17 protein-coding genes are annotated in these 20,339 nt (G+C 61.0%); 5 read left to right on the forward strand and 12 right to left on the reverse strand.

Going from position 1 to position 20,339, the window contains the following annotated elements:
- Window positions 1-9: 9 nt before the first annotated feature.
- The 10 genes from ACH2CW_RS04980 to apbC all read right to left on the reverse strand — a co-directional run bounded on the left by ACH2CW_RS04980 (window position 10) and on the right by apbC (window position 10,585).
- Window positions 10-1,194: a formate dehydrogenase subunit gamma gene (locus ACH2CW_RS04980; RefSeq protein ID WP_395055737.1), complete on the reverse strand. Its 1,185-nt coding sequence runs from the start codon at window positions 1,192-1,194 to the stop codon at window positions 10-12.
- 10 nt (window positions 1,195-1,204) lie between these two features.
- On the reverse strand, window positions 1,205-1,435 hold the full coding sequence (locus ACH2CW_RS04985) for a hypothetical protein (protein ID WP_395055738.1): 231 nt from the start codon (window positions 1,433-1,435) through the stop codon (window positions 1,205-1,207).
- Window positions 1,432-2,055 (reverse strand): formate dehydrogenase FDH3 subunit beta, encoded by a 624-nt coding sequence (fdh3B, locus tag ACH2CW_RS04990; protein WP_188707243.1) that lies wholly within the window; start codon window positions 2,053-2,055, stop codon window positions 1,432-1,434. Before fdh3B ends, ACH2CW_RS04985 begins: the two co-directional genes overlap by 4 nt.
- Window positions 2,056-2,057: 2 nt before the next feature.
- Window positions 2,058-5,033 (reverse strand): formate dehydrogenase subunit alpha, encoded by a 2,976-nt coding sequence (locus ACH2CW_RS04995; protein WP_395055739.1) that lies wholly within the window; start codon window positions 5,031-5,033, stop codon window positions 2,058-2,060.
- A gap of 39 nt (window positions 5,034-5,072) precedes the next feature.
- Window positions 5,073-5,279 (reverse strand): formate dehydrogenase, encoded by a 207-nt coding sequence (locus ACH2CW_RS05000; RefSeq protein WP_395055740.1) that lies wholly within the window; start codon window positions 5,277-5,279, stop codon window positions 5,073-5,075.
- A 200-nt stretch (window positions 5,280-5,479) separates the two neighbouring features.
- A complete protein-coding gene (locus ACH2CW_RS05005; protein ID WP_395055741.1) occupies window positions 5,480-6,100 on the reverse strand; it encodes a molecular chaperone in 621 nt (206 codons plus the stop codon).
- Window positions 6,101-6,115: 15 nt separating this feature from the next.
- On the reverse strand, window positions 6,116-8,254 hold the full coding sequence (locus ACH2CW_RS05010) for a 4Fe-4S binding protein (protein WP_395055742.1): 2,139 nt from the start codon (window positions 8,252-8,254) through the stop codon (window positions 6,116-6,118).
- Window positions 8,184-8,897, reverse strand: a complete 714-nt coding sequence (locus ACH2CW_RS05015; protein WP_395055743.1) for a DUF3306 domain-containing protein — start codon at window positions 8,895-8,897, stop codon at window positions 8,184-8,186. The genes ACH2CW_RS05010 and ACH2CW_RS05015 overlap by 71 nt, the downstream gene beginning before the upstream one ends.
- The gene (locus ACH2CW_RS05020) at window positions 8,890-9,402 is read right to left on the reverse strand and encodes a DUF3305 domain-containing protein (RefSeq protein WP_395056139.1); all 513 of its coding nucleotides are present in this window, start codon (window positions 9,400-9,402) and stop codon (window positions 8,890-8,892) included. Before ACH2CW_RS05020 ends, ACH2CW_RS05015 begins: the two co-directional genes overlap by 8 nt.
- Before the next feature lie 91 nt (window positions 9,403-9,493).
- Complete coding sequence (gene apbC / locus ACH2CW_RS05025; protein ID WP_395055744.1) at window positions 9,494-10,585, reverse strand: iron-sulfur cluster carrier protein ApbC; 1,092 nt, start codon at window positions 10,583-10,585, stop codon at window positions 9,494-9,496.
- Window positions 10,586-10,750: 165 nt separating this feature from the next.
- Here apbC and metG point away from each other — a divergent pair, with 165 nt between their 5' ends.
- Window positions 10,751-12,838 carry a methionine--tRNA ligase gene (metG, locus tag ACH2CW_RS05030; protein WP_395055745.1) on the forward strand — a complete coding sequence of 696 codons (2,088 nt, stop codon included), beginning with the start codon at window positions 10,751-10,753 and terminating at the stop codon, window positions 12,836-12,838.
- A gap of 7 nt (window positions 12,839-12,845) precedes the next feature.
- On the opposite strand, the gene ACH2CW_RS05035 is transcribed toward metG, so the two are convergent.
- Window positions 12,846-14,606, reverse strand: a complete 1,761-nt coding sequence (locus ACH2CW_RS05035) for a 7TM diverse intracellular signaling domain-containing protein (RefSeq protein ID WP_395055746.1) — start codon at window positions 14,604-14,606, stop codon at window positions 12,846-12,848.
- A 143-nt stretch (window positions 14,607-14,749) separates the two neighbouring features.
- Between ACH2CW_RS05035 and ACH2CW_RS05040 the strand changes: the two genes are divergently transcribed.
- Complete coding sequence (locus ACH2CW_RS05040) at window positions 14,750-16,420, forward strand: SulP family inorganic anion transporter (RefSeq protein ID WP_395055747.1); 1,671 nt, start codon at window positions 14,750-14,752, stop codon at window positions 16,418-16,420.
- A gap of 73 nt (window positions 16,421-16,493) precedes the next feature.
- On the opposite strand, the gene bamE is transcribed toward ACH2CW_RS05040, so the two are convergent.
- On the reverse strand, window positions 16,494-17,018 hold the full coding sequence (gene bamE, locus ACH2CW_RS05045; RefSeq protein ID WP_395056141.1) for an outer membrane protein assembly factor BamE: 525 nt from the start codon (window positions 17,016-17,018) through the stop codon (window positions 16,494-16,496).
- A 125-nt stretch (window positions 17,019-17,143) separates the two neighbouring features.
- On the opposite strand from bamE, the gene ACH2CW_RS05050 reads away from it, so the two are divergent.
- The 3 genes from ACH2CW_RS05050 (at window position 17,144) to ACH2CW_RS05060 (ending at window position 20,321) form a co-directional block, all read left to right on the forward strand.
- Complete coding sequence (locus ACH2CW_RS05050) at window positions 17,144-17,362, forward strand: DUF3460 family protein (RefSeq protein WP_395055748.1); 219 nt, start codon at window positions 17,144-17,146, stop codon at window positions 17,360-17,362.
- Between the two features lie 93 nt (window positions 17,363-17,455).
- Complete coding sequence (locus ACH2CW_RS05055; protein ID WP_395055749.1) at window positions 17,456-18,328, forward strand: segregation and condensation protein A; 873 nt, start codon at window positions 17,456-17,458, stop codon at window positions 18,326-18,328.
- Between the two features lie 241 nt (window positions 18,329-18,569).
- Window positions 18,570-20,321 (forward strand): ShlB/FhaC/HecB family hemolysin secretion/activation protein, encoded by a 1,752-nt coding sequence (locus tag ACH2CW_RS05060; protein WP_395055750.1) that lies wholly within the window; start codon window positions 18,570-18,572, stop codon window positions 20,319-20,321.
- Window positions 20,322-20,339 lie beyond the last annotated feature (18 nt).

Raw genomic sequence — 20,339 nt, forward strand, 5'->3', positions numbered from 1 at the left:
ATTGACTCCTTAAACCTGAACAGTCTGACCGGGAGGGGCAGACTCGCTGCGCTGGGCGGGAATCTTGCCAGCCTTCACGTCGTCGTACCAATACTCATGGTGTTGCTGAGCCCAAGCCTCATCGACGTAGCCATGACGCATACCGTCGTAGGCGCCGTCCATTCCAATCGATCCCAGATAGCCATGGGCCAAAAACATGGCCAGCATCAAAACGCTGACAACGCCATGAACCATGTGGGCAATCTGCATGGTGCCGCGCTCGTAAATCAGTCCAGGTACGATTTTGTCCAGAACGAATCCTGATGCGATGATGATGATGCCGAGGAAGAAAACACCACCCCAGAAAATAATCTTTGATCCAGGATTGAAGCGGTTGGTAGGAGGTGCGTGCCCGCCACCCAACATGCCACCACCTTTCAGCACCCACTGCAAATCCCCCTTTTCAGGCCAGTTGTCTTTCACAAAAGTGAAAAACACCACCACCAGCGACACCGCAAAAAGAGGCCCTGCGAAATTGTGCAAGTTCTTCAAGGCGTAAGCCAACCACCCAAAAAGGGTTGTACCCATGATCGGTAGCAGGAAAAATTTGCCGTAGGCCATCACGACACCAGACACACCCAACACAACGAATGCGATCGCATTCGCCCAGTGCGCGGCACGTTCAAAGGGCGTGAAACGCTCGATTTTCCGACCTGTTGCAGGCAACGTCGTCTTCATCGGGCCCTTGGCGAAATAGGCGAACGCCAGCGCACCTATCACGATCAGCAGCAGCGAACCGCCATAAGGAATCAGCCAGTTGTTGCGCACTTGCCGCCAAGCTTCACCGGCGTTGGTCAGGCGTGAGCCGGGGTACTGCACAAAGGGCTGGATCAGGTTGCCAGCTTCAGGGGCCTCGCTTTTGGGCAGGCTGCTGAGACCCGTGACACCGGCGCCGACCTGACGCCACATGGGCGCGTTATTGCCCGGCTGGACTTTGGCGCGCTCGCCATTGGTCTGGCTGGCGTAGTTGGGGTCGGCACTGGCGTCTGGCTTGACTTGAAAAATATTCTGGCTCTGGATGCCGCCGGTAGCTGCGACTGGTGCGGGGGCTACTGCCGCAGCCGCCGGTGCGGCCGCCGTTTGGGCCGAAACGCCAGCCGACCACCCGAGGGCGATGAAAACCAGAGCTGCAAGGACTCGCGATGGGCGTTGCATGAGAACTCCCTTACTTCACGCGGTTGTATTCGTTTTGCCCGTTCTGCAAGCGGGTCGTGAGCTGCTGCTCCCAGGCGGTCTTGTCGCCCGCCTTCCAGCCGGGCGCATTGTAGGCATTGCCGGGGCCGGTAACGCTCTGAAATGCCGGGGCATCGCTTTTGACGCCAGCAGAGGTCTGGGGCTTGTCGCCACAGGCAGCCAGACCCAGCGCGGCAGCGGTCATCAATACGAGGCGCATCATGATTTGGCTCCATTGGCTGGTGGCTGTCCGGCCTGCTTGGCACCGTAGGCTGTGCCCCAACCCCAGACTTCGGCGCCCTTGCCGCGCTGTACCACGCGGTTACGGAAGATGTCGGCGACGACATCGCCGTCACCAGCGATCAGGGCCTTGGTCGAGCACTGCTCGGCACAGGCTGGCAACTTGCCTTCCGCAAGACGGTTGCGGCCATACTTTTCAAACTCGGCCTGGCTGCCATTGACTTCGGGGCCGCCGGCGCAGAAAGTGCACTTGTCCATTTTGCCGCGCACACCAAAAGTGCCCTGCGACGGGAACTGCGGTGCACCGAAGGGGCAGGCGTAAGAGCAGTAGCCACAGCCAATGCAGACATCCTTGTCATGCAAGACCACACCTTCTTCGGTACGGTAAAAGCAGTTGACCGGGCACACCGCCATGCAGGGTGCATCGCTGCAATGCATGCAAGCCACCGAGATCGACTTTTCACCGGGCACACCGTCGTTCAATGTGACCACGCGGCGTCGGTTGACACCCCAAGGGACTTCGTTTTCGTTTTTGCAGGCGGTAACGCAACCGTTGCATTCAATACAACGCTCTGCATCACAAACAAATTTCATGCGTGCCATGGTTATGCCCTCTCCACATTACATACCGTTGTCTTGGTCTCTTGCATCATCGTCACGCTGTCATAACCATAGGTCGTCGCCGTGTTGATGGCTTCGCCGCGCACCACAGGTGCCGCGCCGTTCGGGTAATAGGCCAACATGTCGGCACCTTGCCACCGGCCTGAAAAGTGGAACGGCAGGAAGACGGTGTCTGGCCCCACCCGCTCGGTCACCATGGCCTGCACATTGATGCGCGCGCCGGTCGGCGTGCTGACCCAGGCGCGCTCACCATTGCGGATGCCTTTTTCTGCCGCCACTTTCGGATTGATCTCGATGAACATCTCCTGCTGCAACTCGGCCAGCCAGGGGTTGGAGCGGGTTTCCTCGCCACCGCCCTCGTACTCCACCAGACGACCCGAGGTCATGACCAGCGGGTACTTCTCGTGCACCTTGTCCGCAAGGTTCTTCTGCTGGATGGTCTTGTACAGCGTCGGCAGGCGCCAGAAGGCTTTCTTGTCATCGTGTGTCGGGTACTTGACCATCAGATCCGGACGGTTGCCGTACAAAGGCTCACGGTGCTGCGGAATCGCGTCGGGGAAATTCCAGACCACAGCCCGCGCCTTGGCATTGCCAAAAGGATGGCAGCCATGGCCCTTCATGAACACACGGATCATGCCGCCCGACGGGTCGGTCTTCCAGTTCTTGCCTTCGGCCGCCGCTTTTTCCGGCTCGGTCAGTTCGTCCCACCAGCCGAGCTTTTTCAGCAGCAGATGGTCCAGTTCCGGATAGCCGGTTTGGAGGTCCGCCCCTTTCGAGTGGGAGCCGTCTTCTGCCAGCAAACTCTTGCCCTCGCGCTCCACGCCAAAGTTGGCGCGGAAGTTACCACCGCCGTCCATCACATGTTTGGAGGTGTCATACAGGTTGGGTGAGCCGGGATGTTTCATCTCGGGTGTGCCGTAACACGGCCAAGGCAGACCGAAGTAGTCGCCGGTGGTGTCATAGCCGGTTTCCTTGTCCTTGCCGCCTTTGGACCTGAGGGTCTTGACGTCGAACAGGTGCATGTTGCGCATGTGCGCTTTCAGACGCTCTGGGCTCTGACCGGTGTAGCCAATGGTCCAGCAGGTCTTGTTGATCTCGCGCAGGATGTCCTCAGGCACGGGCTCGTCCATGCCCTTGACCTTTTGCATCTTGTAATTCTTCGACAGTTCCTTGGCAAAGCCGAGTTTCTCGGCCAACTGATGCATGATCATGTGGTCGCTGCGGCTTTCCCACAGCGGCTCAATCACTTTTTCGCGCCACTGGATCGAGCGGTTGGAGGCCGTCACCGAACCACTGGTTTCAAACTGGGTGGCCGCTGGCAGCAAATAGACCGCCCGATTAGGATTGAGGTCTTCAGCCTTGCCGGGCATGGCCGCCATGGCCGCAGTGGCCGACGGATAAGGATCAATCACCACCAGCAGGTCCAGCATGTCCATCGCGCGCTTCATTTCCAGACCGCGGGTCTGTGAATTCGGTGCATGGCCCCAGAACACCACACCACGCAGGTTGGCATCCTGATCAATGAACTCATTTTTCTCCAATATGCCATCAATCCAGCGCGATACCGTGATGCCGGGTTTGCCCATCATGGCCGGCGAGGCGTAGCGGCCCTTGATCCAGTCGAAGTCCACGCCCCAGGTCTTGGCGAAGTGTTTCCACGAACCCTCGGCCAGACCGTAATAGCCAGGCAGCGAATCGGGATTGGGGCCGACGTCGGTCGCGCCCTGCACGTTGTCGTGGCCACGGAAAATATTGGTGCCGCCACCGGAAACGCCGACGTTGCCCAGCGCCAGTTGCAGGATGCACGACGCGCGCACCATGGCGTTGCCAATCGTGTGCTGGGTCTGACCCATGCACCAGACGATGGTGGATGGCCGGTTTTTGGCCATCATTTCTGCAGCCATGTAGACCTTGGCTTCGGGCACACCGCAGGCTTCTTCAACCTTATCGGGTGTCCACTTGGCCATCACGTCTTCCTTGACCTTGTCCATGCCATAAACGCGGTCGTTGATGTACTTGGTGTCTTCCCAGCCGTTCTTGAAGATGTGATACAGCATGCCGAACAGGAAGGGGATGTCGGAGCCGGAACGGATGCGGATATATTCATCGGCCTTGGCGGCGGTACGGGTGAAACGCGGGTCCACCACGACCATCTTGCAGCCAGTCTCTTTGGAGTGCAGCATGTGCAGCAGACTGACCGGATGCGCCTCTGCGGCGTTGGAGCCGATGTACAACGCGCATTTGCTGTTCTGCATGTCGTTGTAGGAATTGGTCATGGCGCCGTAGCCCCAGGTGTTGGCAACCCCGGCCACGGTTGTGGAGTGGCAGATGCGCGCCTGGTGGTCGCAGTTGTTGCTGCCCCAGAAGCTGACGAACTTGCGCATCAGATACGCCTGCTCATTGTTGTGCTTGGACGAACCCACCCAGTACACCGAGTCCGGGCCGCTGGCCTTGCGCAGCTCCTGCATGCGGGCGGTGATCTCGTTGAGCGCCACGTCCCAGCTGATGCGTTCGTACTTGCCGTTGACCAGCTTCATCGGATAACGCAGGCGGTATTCGCCATGACCGTGCTCGCGCAAGGCGGCCCCTTTGGCACAATGCGCGCCGAGATTGATCGGCGAGTCGAACACCGGCTCCTGACGCACCCAGACGCCGTTTTCGACCACAGCATCGACCGCACAGCCCACCGAGCAATGGGTGCAGACCGTGCGTTTGACCTCAATTTTCCCGGTGCCGTCACCGGCGCCGGGCGTCGCGGCCTTGGCTTTTTTGACAAGGGTTAGCTGCGTGGCAGCCAGGCCCACGCCGACACCCAAACCGGAGCGGCGCAGGAAGGCGCGACGGTCCATGGTGGGCAGCGCATTGGACAGGCCGCGCGAAAGGCTTTGAATAAAACGTGCAGATCCTGCGCGCTGCGCCTGATCGCCATGGACACCGTGGGATTTTTTCGTGAGCAGCATGAAGCTCTCCGTAAGAATGAGGCCGGGATGGGCTTGAGACTAGATGCGGGTGGTGCGGTAGTAGTGCTTGACGTGCTCCGACAAGCTGTAACCGCCGCCTTTTTCAGGCGCGGGCTTGGGCTCCGGAATTGAAACTTCCTGAACCTGCATGCGCGGGAGCGCGACCACCGCTGCTGCAGCCGCACCCGTGGCGGCGGCGCCGAAAAAGAAACCCCGGCGCGAGGGTTTTGGCTGGCTGTCCTGCATGTATGTCTCCAAAGGAAGCTTGCTATGAAATGATTTGCATGCCTACTTTACGTCACTCCTACTTACAGATCAATGACGGCGCACCAATCAAGCGCATGCTTAAGGGAAAACGATAGGAGAAGATAAGTAGACTTAGTTTTTACCCTGACCACAGCAGTCGGGCAAAACTGTTTCATTTTGAGAAAAATGAACTTCCATTTTCAGACCAGCATGTCAAAGCCCTGCGCTTCAACGCTGACAAAGACCTGCGTAAATCCAGCCACGCTGCGATAAAAATCTGCCTTCGGGTGGGCGGCAACCGCGTCGCACACCATGCTGACCCAGGGCTGGAGATGACGCGCAAAAAATTCCCGTTGGCGCGTCAGATTGGCAACCTCCACATCCTCGCCCGCAATCAGGTAACGCATGACCTCGCACACATAGGCAATATGGTCTTCGGTTTCGGACATGGCGTCGTCGCGCGCCAGCCCCAGCGCTTCGAGGTCGGTGCGCAGGGCCGCCAGCGGTTTCTCGTTGAGGAAGCCGCTGAGGTAGTGGGAGCCGAACAGGTAGACCTCGGGCTTGCCCACGCCGCCGAACAGCGCATCGTATTCCCTGGCAATGGCCTCATGCGACAAGTTGCGTGCGGCTTTTACAAGTTCACCCCACGGGGCTTCGAGCAGGGCCCCCGCGGCGGGCGCCTCCGTCACAGCCACCCGCAGGTTGTCAAGCAAGGCTGCGGAAGGCGGCGCGTAATACAGCGCCGCCAGCAGGCCATAAACTTCGGCGCGGGCGGTTTCTTCGTCAAGGCTGGACGACAGGAGTTGGGCTGGCAGGGTCATGGCAATACGGTGTTATCAGATATCGGTGATCTTGACTTCGTTGTCGGCCGAATAGATGTCAATGACGCGGCAGTCGCTGCACATCTTCAAGCGCTCGGCCGCCGCGCCCTGGAACATGGCGTGACCCGCAAGTTTGCCCAGCATGGACTCAATCGCTTTCAGGGTGCCGAAGGGTTTGCTGCAGCGTATGCACTGGTAAGGCTGGCTCTCGTTGAGCACGCGCGCTTCCTTTCTCTGCGGTGTGAGCAACAAGCGTGGCACCAGCGTGATGGCATCTTCCGGGCAAGTCGTGGCGCACAAGCCACACTGCACGCAATTTTTCTCGATGAACCTGAGTTGCGGCCGCTCCGGGTTGTCCTGCAGCGCACTGGACGGGCAGGCACTGACGCAACTCAGGCACAAGGTGCAGGCGTCCTTGTTGACCAGCAGGCTGCCAAACGGCGAGCCCTTCGCAGGAAGCTCAATCCACTCCGGCAAAGACGCTGGCGCCTGCGTCATCAAATGGTCCAGCGCCATGTCCAGCGTGCTGCGCTTTTCCTGGGCCACCGCAAACCGGGCCGCCGCTGCCGGGACCAGCGGCTGATTGCCGGCGAGCTTTTTCAGGCTGGCATCCAGCGCGGCCAGCGCCCCGGCGCCGGACGCATCAGGCCCTTTGAGCAAGTGAAAGTGCTGGCCGGTATAGCCCATGCCGTGAAGCACGGCCTGGGCCACCGCCATTTGCTCAGCCAGTCCCGCCAGATAGCCGGGCGCCTCTTCGTCGGTCACCAGCACGGCCACCTGGGACGCGCCAAATGTTATGGCGCTGAGCCAGAGGTCCAGTCCCACACTCGCGGTGTGCCACAAAGCCTGGGGAATGATGTTGGCAGGCATGCCTTGCAGGTTTTTGTCCAATTGCGCGGCGCGGCCCAGCGCTTCGACTGCCTGGTGACCGCTGCCCTGGCTGTGAAACAACACCACCGCCTGGCGGCCACCGGCCTTGGCATAGGTGGTCAGCAAGGTCTTGAGGCGCACGCCCTGCTCGCTGGCGCGCGGGTAGGCATAGGTCAGCGCGCCGGTGGGGCATACCGTGGTGCAGGCGCCGCAACCGATGCACAGGTTGGGATTGACAACAATCTGCTGGCGTTCCTTCTGGCTGCTGACCGCGCCCGCCGAACAGATGTCCACGCAGGCATTGCAGCCTATGGTTTCGTTACGGCTGTGGGCACACAGTGACTGCTTGTAGGCGAAAAATTTGGGTTTTTCGAACTCGCCCACCATGTCACGCAGCTTGACCACTGTCGCCAGCAAGCCAGGCGAAGCCAGGCCCTGCGAGCCGTCCAGGGCAAAGTAGCCCTGCGGCGGCGCATGCAGCGCCACCAGCGGCTTGGCACCCAGGTCCAGCACCAGGTCGAAGGTCTCACTGAGCGGCTGGGCCTCGCGGCTGAAGTCGATGGCGCCGGCCACCTTGCAGACAGCCACACAATCGCGGTGCGAGGTGCACTTGTTGCTGTCGATCTGGTAGCTGAGGTCTATCGCACCTTCGGGACACACGGCCACGCAGGCATTGCAGCGGGTGCACAGGTCCAGATCAATCGGATTGCTTTTTTCCCATTTGGCTTCAAAGGCACCGAGCCAGCCCGCAAGCGTGAGCTTGTCGCCGCTGATGACCGGGTACTTGCGCTCCTGGCCCGGAAAACCGGGCTGGGGCTGGGGGGAAACGCCGCGCGCAAAAATGGTTACGTCCAGTGTGTCGGCGACCAGCGCCGCGACCTGTTCCGCCTGGTCCAGCGCGCCAACGATGAGCAGCCGGCCCGCGCTTTTGTAGGTCACCGTGGCCACAGGCTCGGCGTCCGGAAGATGTGCCGCCGCCAGCAAGGCCGCGATCTTGGGCATGGCGCGCGAAGCGTCCGCGCCCCAGCCGCCGGTTTCGCGAATGTTGACGAACTTGACCACCGAACTGGCGCCAGTCGTTTGCTGCCCCACCTCGGCGAACAGGCGCTTTTCCTGGGTGCAGGCGACGATCACGTCATCGCCCGTTTGAACCGCCTTCTGGAAGGCCCCGGCCTCGCGCCTGCACAGCGCCGAATGGAGGGTCAGGGTTTCGTTAAGTGCTGCACCCAGCGTCTGGGGCTGGAGCGGCATCGTCTGGTTGCAGTCGCAAATCAGTGTGGGCATGGTCTTCTTGGCTGGCGCCGGAGCCAGGCAATGGCTCGGGTTGGCTCGAATGTTCGGGGTGGGGCAGGTCCGGACGGTTGAGATCCGAATCTTCAGAGGACTGTGCCACGGATTGGTCCGAAGGCTCATTCGCATTATCCCGCGGTAATGCAGCCTCCGGGGCTTTCTGTGCCTCCGCATCTTCTTCTTCAGCGTCGAACAGCTTGAGAAACTTCGAACTGGTCATCTGCCGCAGCATGGACTCGGGAATGGGATCAGATTTCGAATAGTCGTCGATGTAGATATCGAGGCCATCCATGATGTTGAAATGCGGGTCGGCAAACAGTTTCTTCATGGCCGCGTTGCGCACTTCAGGGCCAACGTTGCCAGCCATGAACGGCTTGAAGTCCGAGTCCTTGGTGAGCAGCTTCACATCGTCAAGCGACAGGATTTTTTCGGGTTCGCTGGCTGCGTCAGTCGCCGGGGCTGGCGCCGACGACACCGCGCCCGGCGTCGGAACTGCCGGTGAAACTGCGGCCGGCAAAGGAACAGGCGCGACCGGCGAAGGCACAGGCGCCACCGGCTCGGCAACCGGCTTGCCCTGCGCCACGGCGGTCTTGCGGCGGGCCCAGCGGCCCAGAAATCCAGGGGACTCTTCAGCCATGGCCACCGCGTCCAGACTTCTTGTCGGTGCTCACACGCGCTGGATTGCCAAACCTGTCCTGCAGTGGCTTGAAGCTTTGCGGGCGTTGACGGCGCTTGGCCTCCAGCACGTAGTGGGCATCGACAAAGGCCTGCACCCACTCCACCACATCGCGCGGCGCGGCCACCTGTTCCACCGTTTCCTGCGCATCCAGCCAGCGTCCGGCATCGTGATAACTGAGCGTCACGGTCTGGGGCACGGCGACCGGCTCATCGGCCAAACCAGGCTCTTCCTCCATGCGCCAGACCACCCAGAAACAGGGCTGAGGCGTGGAAACATTGAGGTAGTAACCTTCTGCGTCGTCGGTGAATAGCTGGACCCTGAAGCCGGGGTGCAGCCAGCGCTCTTCGTGCTCGTCCTTGAGCAACAGGCGCGGTTGCGACCCGAAGCCATCTTCCTGGGGCACGATGTCGGCCAGTGACCAGCGCCATGGTTGCCAGCGGTTGTCGATACGCTCGCGGCGCATCAGCACCGCAACACCAACGCAGGGTCGCTGCACCCCCGCCTCGGGGGGCGACTGCAGGAGAAAGCCGGAAGAAGTCATGGCAGGCCCGGACTCAGGTATCTTTCGAAATCTTGATGCTGGGGAATTTGCTGGAAAAATCTTTGGCCTTGGCGGCAATGGTGATCGCCACCTGACGCGCCACGGCCTTGTAGATGCCGGCGACCTCGCCGTCCGGGTCGGCCACCACCGTCGGCCGGCCGTTGTCGGCCTGCAAGCGGATCTGCATGTCCAGTGGCAACGCACCCAGGTAGCTCATGCCGTAGTCGGCCGCCATCTTCCGGCCACCGTCCTGGCCAAAAATATGTTCGGTGTGGCCGCAGTTGCTGCAGATGTGGACCGCCATGTTCTCGACAATGCCCAGAATCGGCACGCCCACTTTTTCGAACATCTTGATGCCTTTTTTGGCATCGAGCAGCGCAATGTCCTGCGGCGTGGTGACAATCACCGCGCCGGTCATGGGCACGCGCTGGCTCAGCGTCAACTGGATGTCGCCGGTGCCGGGCGGCATGTCGACAATCAGGTAGTCGAGGTCGCGCCAGTTGGTCTGGCGCAGCAACTGCTCCAGCGCCTGGGTCGCCATCGGGCCGCGCCAGATCATGGCTTCGTCCTGCGCCACCAGAAAACCAATCGACATCACCTGGATGCCGTAGTTTTCCATCGGCTCTATGTTTTTGCCATCCACACTTTCAGGCCGGCCTTCGATGCCCATCATCATGGGCTGGCTAGGACCGTAAATATCGGCGTCGAGCAGGCCCACGCTGGCACCCTCGGCGGCCAAGGCCAGCGCCAGGTTGACGGCTGTCGTGCTTTTGCCCACGCCGCCCTTGCCGGACGCCACCGCCACGATGTTTTTGACATTGGGCAGCAACTGTACGCCGCGCTGCACGCTGTGGCTGGCGATCTTGAAGCTGACGTTGACCGAGACGTTGCCGACACCGGCCACACCCTTGACTGCCGCGATCAGCAGCTTGCGGATGCCGGCGAGCTGGCTCTTGGCGGGGTAGCCGAGCTCGACGTCAAAAGCCACGTCGTCACCGCTGATCTGCAGGTTCTTGAGCGCCTTGGTGCTGACAAAATCCTTGCCGGTATTGGGGTCCAGCACGCCTTGCAGGGCGTTCAGGATGGCTTGTTGTTCTACTGCCATGGGGGAAAGTCTCCGATTGATGCTGACAAGGCCGGGTCGGCCTGCGTACTTGTCGCCAAGTCTAACGCCGCGCACCCAACCGGCCGGGCATGGGGGATTGAGCCGGCTTTTGCGCGCGCCCGACTTAAAATCGCCGGTTAGCCTCCAAAGCCACAAAGCCCCCTTATGACCCAGCGCCGCCTTTTCGTCACCACCGCCCTGCCCTACGCCAACGGCAACTTTCACGTCGGCCACATCATGGAGTACATCCAGGCCGACATCTGGGTGCGTTTCCAGCGCATGCAGCGCCACGCGGTCAATTTTGTCGGCGCTGACGACGCCCACGGCGCGCCCATCATGATCGCCGCGGAAAAGGCCGGCAAGACGCCACAGCAATTCGTGGCCGACATTGCCGCGGGCCGCAAGCCTTACCTGGATGGCTTTCACATCAGTTTTGACAACTGGCACTCGACCGACGCGCCGGAGAACCATGAACTGGCACGACAGATCTACCGCGACCTGCGTGACAACCCCGAAGGCTCGCTGATCGAGACAAAAGTCATTGAGCAGTTTTTTGATGCCGAAAAGAACATGTTTCTTCCTGACCGCTACATCAAGGGCACCTGCCCCAAGTGCGGCACAAAAGACCAGTATGGCGACAACTGCGAAAACTGCGGCGCGGTGTATGCGCCCACCGACCTGATCAACCCGTATTCGGCCTTGTCGGGCGCAACACCCGTTCTCAAAAATTCAGAGCACTTTTTCTTCAAGCTGTCTGACCAGCGCTGCGTGGATTTTCTTGAAAGGTGGACGCAAGACGGCAAGCTGCAGCCCGAGGTCGCCAACAAGGTCAAGGAGTGGTTCAGTGTTCGCACCAATCCCGACGGCACGCAGAGCGAAGGCCTGGGCGACTGGGACATCTCCAGGGACGCGCCTTACTTTGGCATTGAGATCCCCGATGCACCGGGCAAGTATTTTTATGTGTGGCTGGACGCGCCAGTCGGTTACCTCGCCTCGCTGAAAAACCTGCTCGACAAGCGTGGTGAGAGTTACGACGATTACATGGCCGCGCCAGGCCTGGAGCAGTACCACTTCATCGGCAAGGACATCGTCACCTTCCACACCCTGTTCTGGCCGGCCATGCTGCACTTCAGCGGCCGCAAGACACCCGACAACATCTTTGTGCACGGTTTCCTGACCGTGAACAACGGCGAGAAGATGAGCAAAAGTCGCGGCACCGGCCTGGACCCGCTCAAGTACCTGAGCCTGGGCATGAACCCGGAGTGGCTGCGTTATTACCTGGCGGCCAAGCTCAATGCGAAGAACGAGGACATCGACTTCAATGCCGATGACTTCATGGCGCGGGTCAACAGCGACCTGGTCGGCAAATACATCAACATCGCCAGCCGTTCCGCGGGCTTTTTGAACACCCGTTTTAATGGCGACGTTTTACCCACTCAGGATATTGACGACGAAGGCCAGCGCCTTTACGCCGAAATTGTCAGCGCTCAAGTTTCGGTGGGCATCCTTTTTGATTCCCGTGAGTTTGGCAAGGCCACCAGGGAAATCATGCTCTTGACTGACAAAGTCAATGCATATGTCGACAGAAACAAGCCTTGGGTATTGGCAAAGAGCGAAGGTGCATCACTTGAGCTGCACAAGGTGTGCAGCAGCCTGATCCGTTGTTTTGAAGTGTTGACCAGAATGCTGGCGCCTGTCCTTCCTGCAACGGCGGCCAGTGCAGCCGCACTGCTCGACATATCGCTCGATTCATGGGCTGGCCATTCTGAGACGGTGCGTATCAAGAAATTTGAACACCTCATGCAACGCGTCGACATCAAGCAACTTGATGCACTGTTTGAACCTCCAGCCCAGACGGAACAACCGCAAGCAGCTATCGAATCCATAGCGCCGGGCGGCGAAGCGCTGGCCCCCGTTATCAGCATCGACGACTTCAGCAAGATCGACCTGCGCATCGCGCTGATCGTCAACTGCGAAGCCGTCGAAGGCTCAACCAAGCTGCTGCGCCTGACGCTGGACGTGGGCGAAGAAAAAATGCGCAATGTCTTCAGCGGCATCGCCAGCGCCTATAAACCGGCTGACCTGATTGGCAAACACACGGTCATGGTCGCCAACCTGGCGCCGCGCAAGATGAAGTTTGGCATCAGCGAAGGCATGGTGCTGGCCGCCAGCCACGCCGACGACAAGGCGCAGCCCGGCATTTACGTGCTGGAGCCGGTGGCGGGCGCTTTGCCCGGCATGCGGGTCAGATAAGCGCCGCTCAGCCCACAAAACGCAGGGCTTTACCCGGCCGCGCGGCGAGTTCGCTGACGGCCGCTTCCAGCGTCTGCAGCAGCGGTGCCACCCCCTGAGCCTGGAAGGGATGGCCAGCGACCGCGACCTTGAGTTGCAGCACGGTGCCTGGCGGCAGAATGTCGCTGGGCGCCAGACCACGTGCAATCAGGCGCTGCCCCACCTCGGCGACCTGGTCGCGCGTGAAATGGCCCTCAAGAATGACCACAAAATCCCCGTCGCGGTGACGCGCGACCGTGTCGCCCTCGCGTACCACCTGCATGACGCAGGCGCCTGCATGCACCAGCGCCGTTTGCGCGACCTGCAGGCCATACTCGGCGCGTATCTCCTGAATATTGCCGATTCGCACACGCAACACCACGCCGGCCTGCGGATCGCGCTGTTGATGCTGCAGCAGATGCTCCAGCCGCGCCAGCATCACCCGGTGGTTGGCCATACCGGTCAGCGGATCGACCCGCGACAAGGCACCCACCCGCATCTGGTTGTCACGGCGCTCGCGGCTGCGCAGGTACAGCGCAATCAGCAGCAGCGGTATCTCGACTGCCGCGCCCAATTGCGCCCCGTACTGCGTCCAGAACGACAAAGGCACCAGTTGCATGTTGCGCAGGATGGGAAATACCGAGCCGGCCAGCACCGCCAGAATACCGGCGAGTAGCCACAGGCCGACGCGCGGGATGCGCCAGGCATACCAGAGCGCCACGCCGAGATAAATCACAAAACTGCCGATGTAATACGGGCCGGTGATGGCAAAAAACGGATCGCGCCCTAAAAAAATGAAACAGAGGGCCAGAACACCACCGGCCGCAGCCATGGCCAGCATCAGGTGGGTCGCCCAGCGCTCGCCACGGTCCACCACCAGTTCGCGCATAAACAGGTGTCCCAGTGCCGCGCCTGCAATCGGCAGCACATTGGAGGCCACATCGTTCCACCAGGGGTTGTGCGGCCAGAAATACTCACCCGCCAGGCCGGTCAGCGACAACTGGCCGATGGCCACCACCACCACATAGGCCGCATAGTAGGCATGGATGGAGTCACGCCAGCTCCAGGCATTGACCATGCACAGCAAAATCACCAGGGCCACCAGCCCCAGGTAAGCGCCCAGCAGCAAATGCCAGCGCTTGCTGGACTCCTGGAAATCACGCATGTGCCAGAGGGTCCAGCGCACATTGATGGGGTGGCTGTGCTGAACGCGCAGGTAAGTCGGGCGGACCTCGCCCGGCTGCTGCACAAACTCGAAGGCCGGGTGCAAATAACGCAGCGGCCAGCTCGCTACCGCAATCGAGTCGCCTGAATATTGGGCAAACCAGTTGCCTTCCTCGGCGGGGCGGTACAACTCGACCCGGTTCATGCCAGGGTGTGGAACCGCCAACACGCGCGTGGTAGGCACAGTCACTTCCGGCAAACTGAGCTGGTACCACATCGAAGCCGGTCCACCGGTCGGCATGATCCGGTCGGGCTGCACCGGCGAACCCTCGCCGCGCTCAAAGCGCTGCCATATTTCAGGGACGGTCTGCTGGCCGGAGGCATCAATGAGGACCAGGCCATTGCCGTGCGGGCCCAGCCATTGCCAGGTGGCCGGGCCGCTGTCGCGCGATGCCTGAATCGGCCCGGTCAGCACCAGCAGCACGGCTACCAGGAGCGTCAGCACCGCGCTGCGGCGGCCGGCTGAGCCGCCGCGCAGTTCAGGACAGGCAAAAGCCAGTATCAGCCGATGGAGAAAAAGGTGCATGTAAAGCGGGAGCAGCGGCTTAAGATAGTCATCGACAGTATGAGTGGCCTGTAACTCCAAGCCTGACCGCACTTTACCAAGGGGCTTGCCGCCTGACATCCCGCAATTGCAGGACACACGGCGCAAACGATCTGCATTTTTCGATGAATCTGCCTGCATACCTGGCCCCTTTCCGTCCCCGCCTGCTGACTGCCCTGAAAGCTTACACACGGGAGCGCTTCGGCAAAGACCTGGGCGCGGGCCTGACCGTCGGAATTGTCGCGCTGCCGCTGGCCATGGCGTTCGCGATTGCCTCGGGGCTGTCGCCGCAGGCCGGCATCTGGACCGCCATCATTGCCGGTGGCCTGATTGCGCTGCTGGGCGGCTCGGCGGTGCAGATCGGCGGGCCGGCCGGCGCCTTTATCGTGATTGTCTACGGCATTGTCGAGCGTTACGGGCTGCCAAACCTCTTGATTTCAACCGCCTGCGCCGGGGTCCTGCTGTTTTTGCTGGGCCTGCTCAAGATGGGCACGCTGGTGCGTTATGTGCCGGTCAGCATTGTGGTGGGATTTACCAACGGCATTGCAGTGCTGATCGCGCTGTCGCAGCTCAAGGAGCTGCTGGGCCTGCAAATCGTAAAAATGCCGGCGGATTTTTTCTCGCAGATCAAGGCGATCAGCCGCAACCTTGACTCCTTCAACGCCTACGCGCTGGGCCTGGGGCTGGTGTGTTTTCTGGGGCTGATTCTGTGGCCCAAGCTGTTTGCGCCGCGCGATGCGGCAGGCAAGGGTCTGGCAGCGCGCCTGGTCAAGGTGGTACAGGCCGTGGAAGGGGTGCAACTGGTGCGCGCCACCCGCGCAGCGTCTCGCGTGCCGGGGCCGATTGTGGCGCTGGTCACGCTGACCGCGTTTGCGTTTTTCCTGGACTTGCCGGTCGAAACCATCGGCTCGCGCTTCGGCGGCATCCCGCGCGCGTTGCCGGCGTTTGCGTTGCCCGACTTTTCATGGGACACGGTCCGTCTGCTGTTTGCGCCCACGCTGACGATTGCCATGCTGGGCGCGGTGGAGTCACTGCTGTGCGCGCGCGTGGCCGACCAGCTCTCAGGCCTGCCCAAACATGACCCGAATCAGGAATTGATGGCCCAGGGCGTGGCCAATTTTGTCGTGCCCTTTTTCGGCGGCATGCCGGCCACCGGCACGATTGCCCGCACCGTGACCAATGTGCGTGCCGGCGCAACATCCCCCGTCGCCGGGCTGGTGCATGCGCTGATACTGGTGGTGATTGTGCTGGTGGCCGCACCGCTGGCCATGCATGTGCCGCTGGCGGTGCTGGCAGGCATCCTGCTCTATGTCGCCTGGAACATGGGTGAATGGCACGAATTTGTGCTGATGCGCCAGTACAGCAGCCATTACCGCCTGCTGATGCTGGGTACCTTTTTCCTCACGGTGGTTTTTGACCTGACGGTGGCGCTGCAGGTCGGGTTGCTGCTGGCCTGCGTGCTGTTTGTGCGGCGCATGAGCACTTTGTTCCAGGTGGTGGAGACGGCGCGCAGTGACGATGCCATCTGCTTCCAGCTCTACGGCTCGCTGTTTTTCGGCGCGGTCGCCAAGATCGACCCGATCCTGTCGGCGGTCGAAAGTGCGCCGCGCGGCCTGCTGGTGCGGCTTGATGCCCAGTCGCTGCAGTCGCTGGACGCCTCGGGGCTGGACGTGCTGGGACAGTTGCACAAGGCCATCGTGCTGCGCGAAGGCCGCCTGGTGATGGCTGGCCTGAACGCCCAGCCGCGCCGGGTGATGGAGCGATCCGGCTTTTTGGCCAAAATCGAGGAAGCCTGAAACACTATCAATTCGATAGCTGCTTGCGCACGTGCGCAAAGGGCTGGGGGCCGATTTGTCTCTTATTTCCGACTCAGGTTACATTGCCGTTGACACCGGGCTGGCTTTCGTCGGGGACCGAGCCGGTGCGCAGCACCTTCAGGTCGCTGTCAAACTCGACCCTGAAAATCCGCGGCGTGTTCGGTCCGTCGCTGTAGCGCCACTCGTAATGGGTCTCGCGCTTGAGCGCCATCGGCGTGATTTTCATGGGCTTGCCGAGCATCTTGCGGACCTGCTCCATGGACATGCCGGGCAGCACCAGCGCGAAGTTCTGCGGCGTGAGCACCTGTCGCAGGGCACTCATTTTTCCGTCTGCGGCGATGGTGATCATGTAGTTGACCTGGCCCTGGGGCTGGCGGTTGTACTCGAAGGTCCGGGCGCCGGGCTGGGCCGCCGCGCCGGGAAAGGGGTTGCCGGAGAGGTCGGCGGCGCTCCAGATCTTTTCAGGCTCGCCGAACTTCGTGCGCACGTCGGCCTCGGTGGCCACGCCCTCCTCCAATTGGGCAATACGCTGGGGGTCACAGCCCACCAGGCCCAGCAGGGCCGACAACAGTCCCATGATCAGCAGCCACCTTCCGGAAACAGGAACTACCGGCGCCGCCTTCTCCAGAAGCGCAAAAAAAGGCAGGTGCATGGCGGTCCCCGGTAAAATCAGTCAACTTTAGCTTCAGGCAGTTTAATCCCATGTCCCTCTTCGCCCGGCCGCACTACACCTCGGAAGTCACCAGCTTCATCGAAGAACTCAAGGCCAACAAGCCCACGCTGGAGGCCGAGCAGCGCCAGGGGCGCGCCATCTGGTGGGACAAGAAGCTGGACCTGTCCGAGCAGGCCGACTACCTGGACGCCGCCGTGCCGCAGCAGCCCTATGTTTACGGCACCAGCGGCCACCCGAACAGCAAATAAGCCTTTATTCATGGTAAAAAAGGCCTCCAGCCCATGCTGGGCGTGTGCCGATAGCTACTTTTTTTATAGCAAGTGAGCGCGACTGCATCTCCCATGTCCAGCATCACCGAATTGCCCCCCGCCCCTTCCGACTCCGGCCAGCCCACGGGGATGCTGACGCTGCCCGGCATGCCGGGCGTGATTGACCAGGTGGCGCTGGCCAAACTGTATGGCGAGCCGCTGTTTGCGATGCCGCAGGACCTGTACATCCCGCCGGATGCGCTGCAGGTCTTTCTGGAAGCTTTTGAAGGTCCGTTGGACTTGCTGCTGTACCTGATCCGCAAGCAGAACTTCAACATTCTCGACATCCCGATGGCGGCGGTCACGCGCCAGTACCTGGTGTATGTCGATGAAATCCGGACCACCAATCTGGAACTGGCCGCCGAATACCTCTTGATGGCGGCGATGCTGATCGAGATCAAGTCGCGCATGCTGCTGCCGCCGAAAAAAATGGCCGGCGGCCAGGAAGCGGAGGACCCGCGTGCCGAGCTGGTACGGCGCCTGCTGGAGTACGAGCAGATCAAGCTGGCCGCGCAAAAGCTCAATGAAATTCCGCAATATGGCCGCGACTTCCTGCGTGCGCAGGTTTATGTGGAGCAGGCGCTGCAGCCGCGTTTTCCCGATGTCACGGTGGTGGACCTGCAGGAGGCCTGGCGCGACATTGTCAAACGCGCCAAACTGGTCCAGCACCATGTGATCAGCCGTGAAGAGCTTTCGGTGCGCGAACACATGAGCATTGTGCTCCGCAAGCTGCAAGGTCAGAAGTTTGTCGAGTTCGAGCACCTGTTCGAGCCGTCGCGCGGCATGCCGGTGTTGGTGGTCACTTTCATCGCCCTGCTCGAACTGTCCAAGGAAGGCCTGGTCGACGTGACCCAGGCCGAGGCCTACGCGCCGATTTACGTGCGGCTGGCATACACACCCGCTTGAGCCCGCCGCCTCGGCTTGACGGCGAGCCGAGTCAGCCATCGCGCGCCGTTTTCTCCTTGCTTCGGCTTTCCCCGAACAAACAGCGATCGTGAAAATTTGATAAAATATCAAATTTATCAAAGTTACTGATTGGTAACAAAATAGTGATTTTAGTTATTCAACCACGAATCCGCAGCGAGTTGTCCTACTTTTTTTAACAAAGATTACGCACACCATGGGGTTGAACTTCCGGGCAACCACCATGACCACCCTAACTTTCCCACCCGCCTCTTCCAGCCCTGCACCACGTCCCCGCACGCTCTGCCCAGGTCGCACCCCGCTGCCCACCTTGCTGGCACGGGGAGCTCTCCCCTTCGCGCTGCTGGCACTGAGCCAGGGCATCCTGGCGCAACAGCTTCCGGGTGCTGGAAGCCAGATCCAGCAGCTTCCACCCACGCCTGTTCCGCAAAAAGCGGCGCCCGAAATCCGTATTCAGGAAGGCACGGCGCCGGTCAGATCAGCACCCAGCACCGCAAAAATTCTGGTGAAAAGCCTGCAAATCACGGGCTCCCGCGTTTTTTCCGAGACCGAGCTTCTCGCGCTCACAGGTTTTGTGCCCAACTCCGAGCTGACACTGGCAGAGCTGCAGGCCATGGCCACGCGCATCACCGACCATTACCGGAAAAACGGCTACTTTGTCGCCCGTGCCTACCTGCCTGCGCAAAACGTCAAGGACAACGCCCTGACCATTGCGGTCAGCGAAGGGCAGTACGGAAAAATCGTCCTGAACAACCAGACCAACTTGTCCGACGCCCTGGTCCGCGACATCCTGGGCGGCGTCAACAGCGGCGACGCCATCACCAATGACACGCTGGAAAACCGGCTGCTGCTGCTCTCCGACCTTCAAGGTGTCAACGTCAAGTCCACACTGGTGCCCGGCGATACGCCCGGCAGTTCGGACCTGGTGGTCGACATCACGCCGGGCAAACGTATCAGCGGCAGCGTCGACGTGGACAACGCCGGTAACCGCTACACCGGGGAATACCGCCTGGGTGGCACGCTGAATGTGAACAACCTGCTGGGACGCGGTGACGTCTTCAGCCTGCGCGCAGTGAGCTCAGGGTCGGGGCTCAACTACGGCCGCGCTTCCTACCAGATGCAGTTCGGCAAAGCCACCGCAGGTGTGGCTTACAGCCGCCTGGCCTATGAACTCGGCAAGGAATTTGCGCCGCTGCAGGCCAACGGCACGGCAGAAGTCGCCAGCGTTTACGGCAGCTACCCGCTGATCCGCTCACGCAACACCAACCTCAACGCCGGACTCAACTACGACCACCGGACCTTCCAGGACCGCATCGACGTGATTCCCTCGGTGGTTGACAAAAAGGCCAATGTTGTCACCGGCAGCCTGTACGGCAATCACAGTGACCAACTGGGCGGCGGCGGGGTCAGCGCTTTTTCGCTCGGGCTGTCTGCGGGCAACCTGGACATTGAAACACCTGTCGCACTTGCGGCCGATGCGGCCAGTGCCCGCACCAATGGCTCTTACGGCAAGCTCGCCTTCAGTGCCAGCAGGTTGCAGCGCATGACGGACACCTTGTCCCTGTATGCCGGTGTCAATGGGCAACTGGCCTCAAAAAACCTGGACGCATCCGAGAAGATGGTGCTGGGCGGCATGGATGGTGTCAGAGCCTATCCGCAGGGCGAGGCCTTTGGCGACCAGGGCTATCTGATCACCTTGGAGGCCCGTTTGCGCCTGCCCAAACCGGAAAATTTACCGGGTCAGGTTCATCTGATCGGCTTCCTGGATGGCGGAACGGTGACCATCAACAAGAAGCCCTGGGCCGCGGGCAACAACCACCGCAGCCTGGGCGCTTACGGCCTGGGATTGACCTGGGGCGATCCCGGCAACTTTGCGATCAGGACCTATTACGCACGCAAGCTCGGAGACTCGGCCGCCACCTCGGCACCCGACAAATCCGGACGTTTCTGGATCCAGGCCGTCAAGTATTTCTGACCCGCGTAGCAGCCAATT

The sequence above is a fragment of the Polaromonas sp. genome (assembly GCF_043778355.1).
GTDB lineage: Bacteria > Pseudomonadota > Gammaproteobacteria > Burkholderiales > Burkholderiaceae_C > Polaromonas.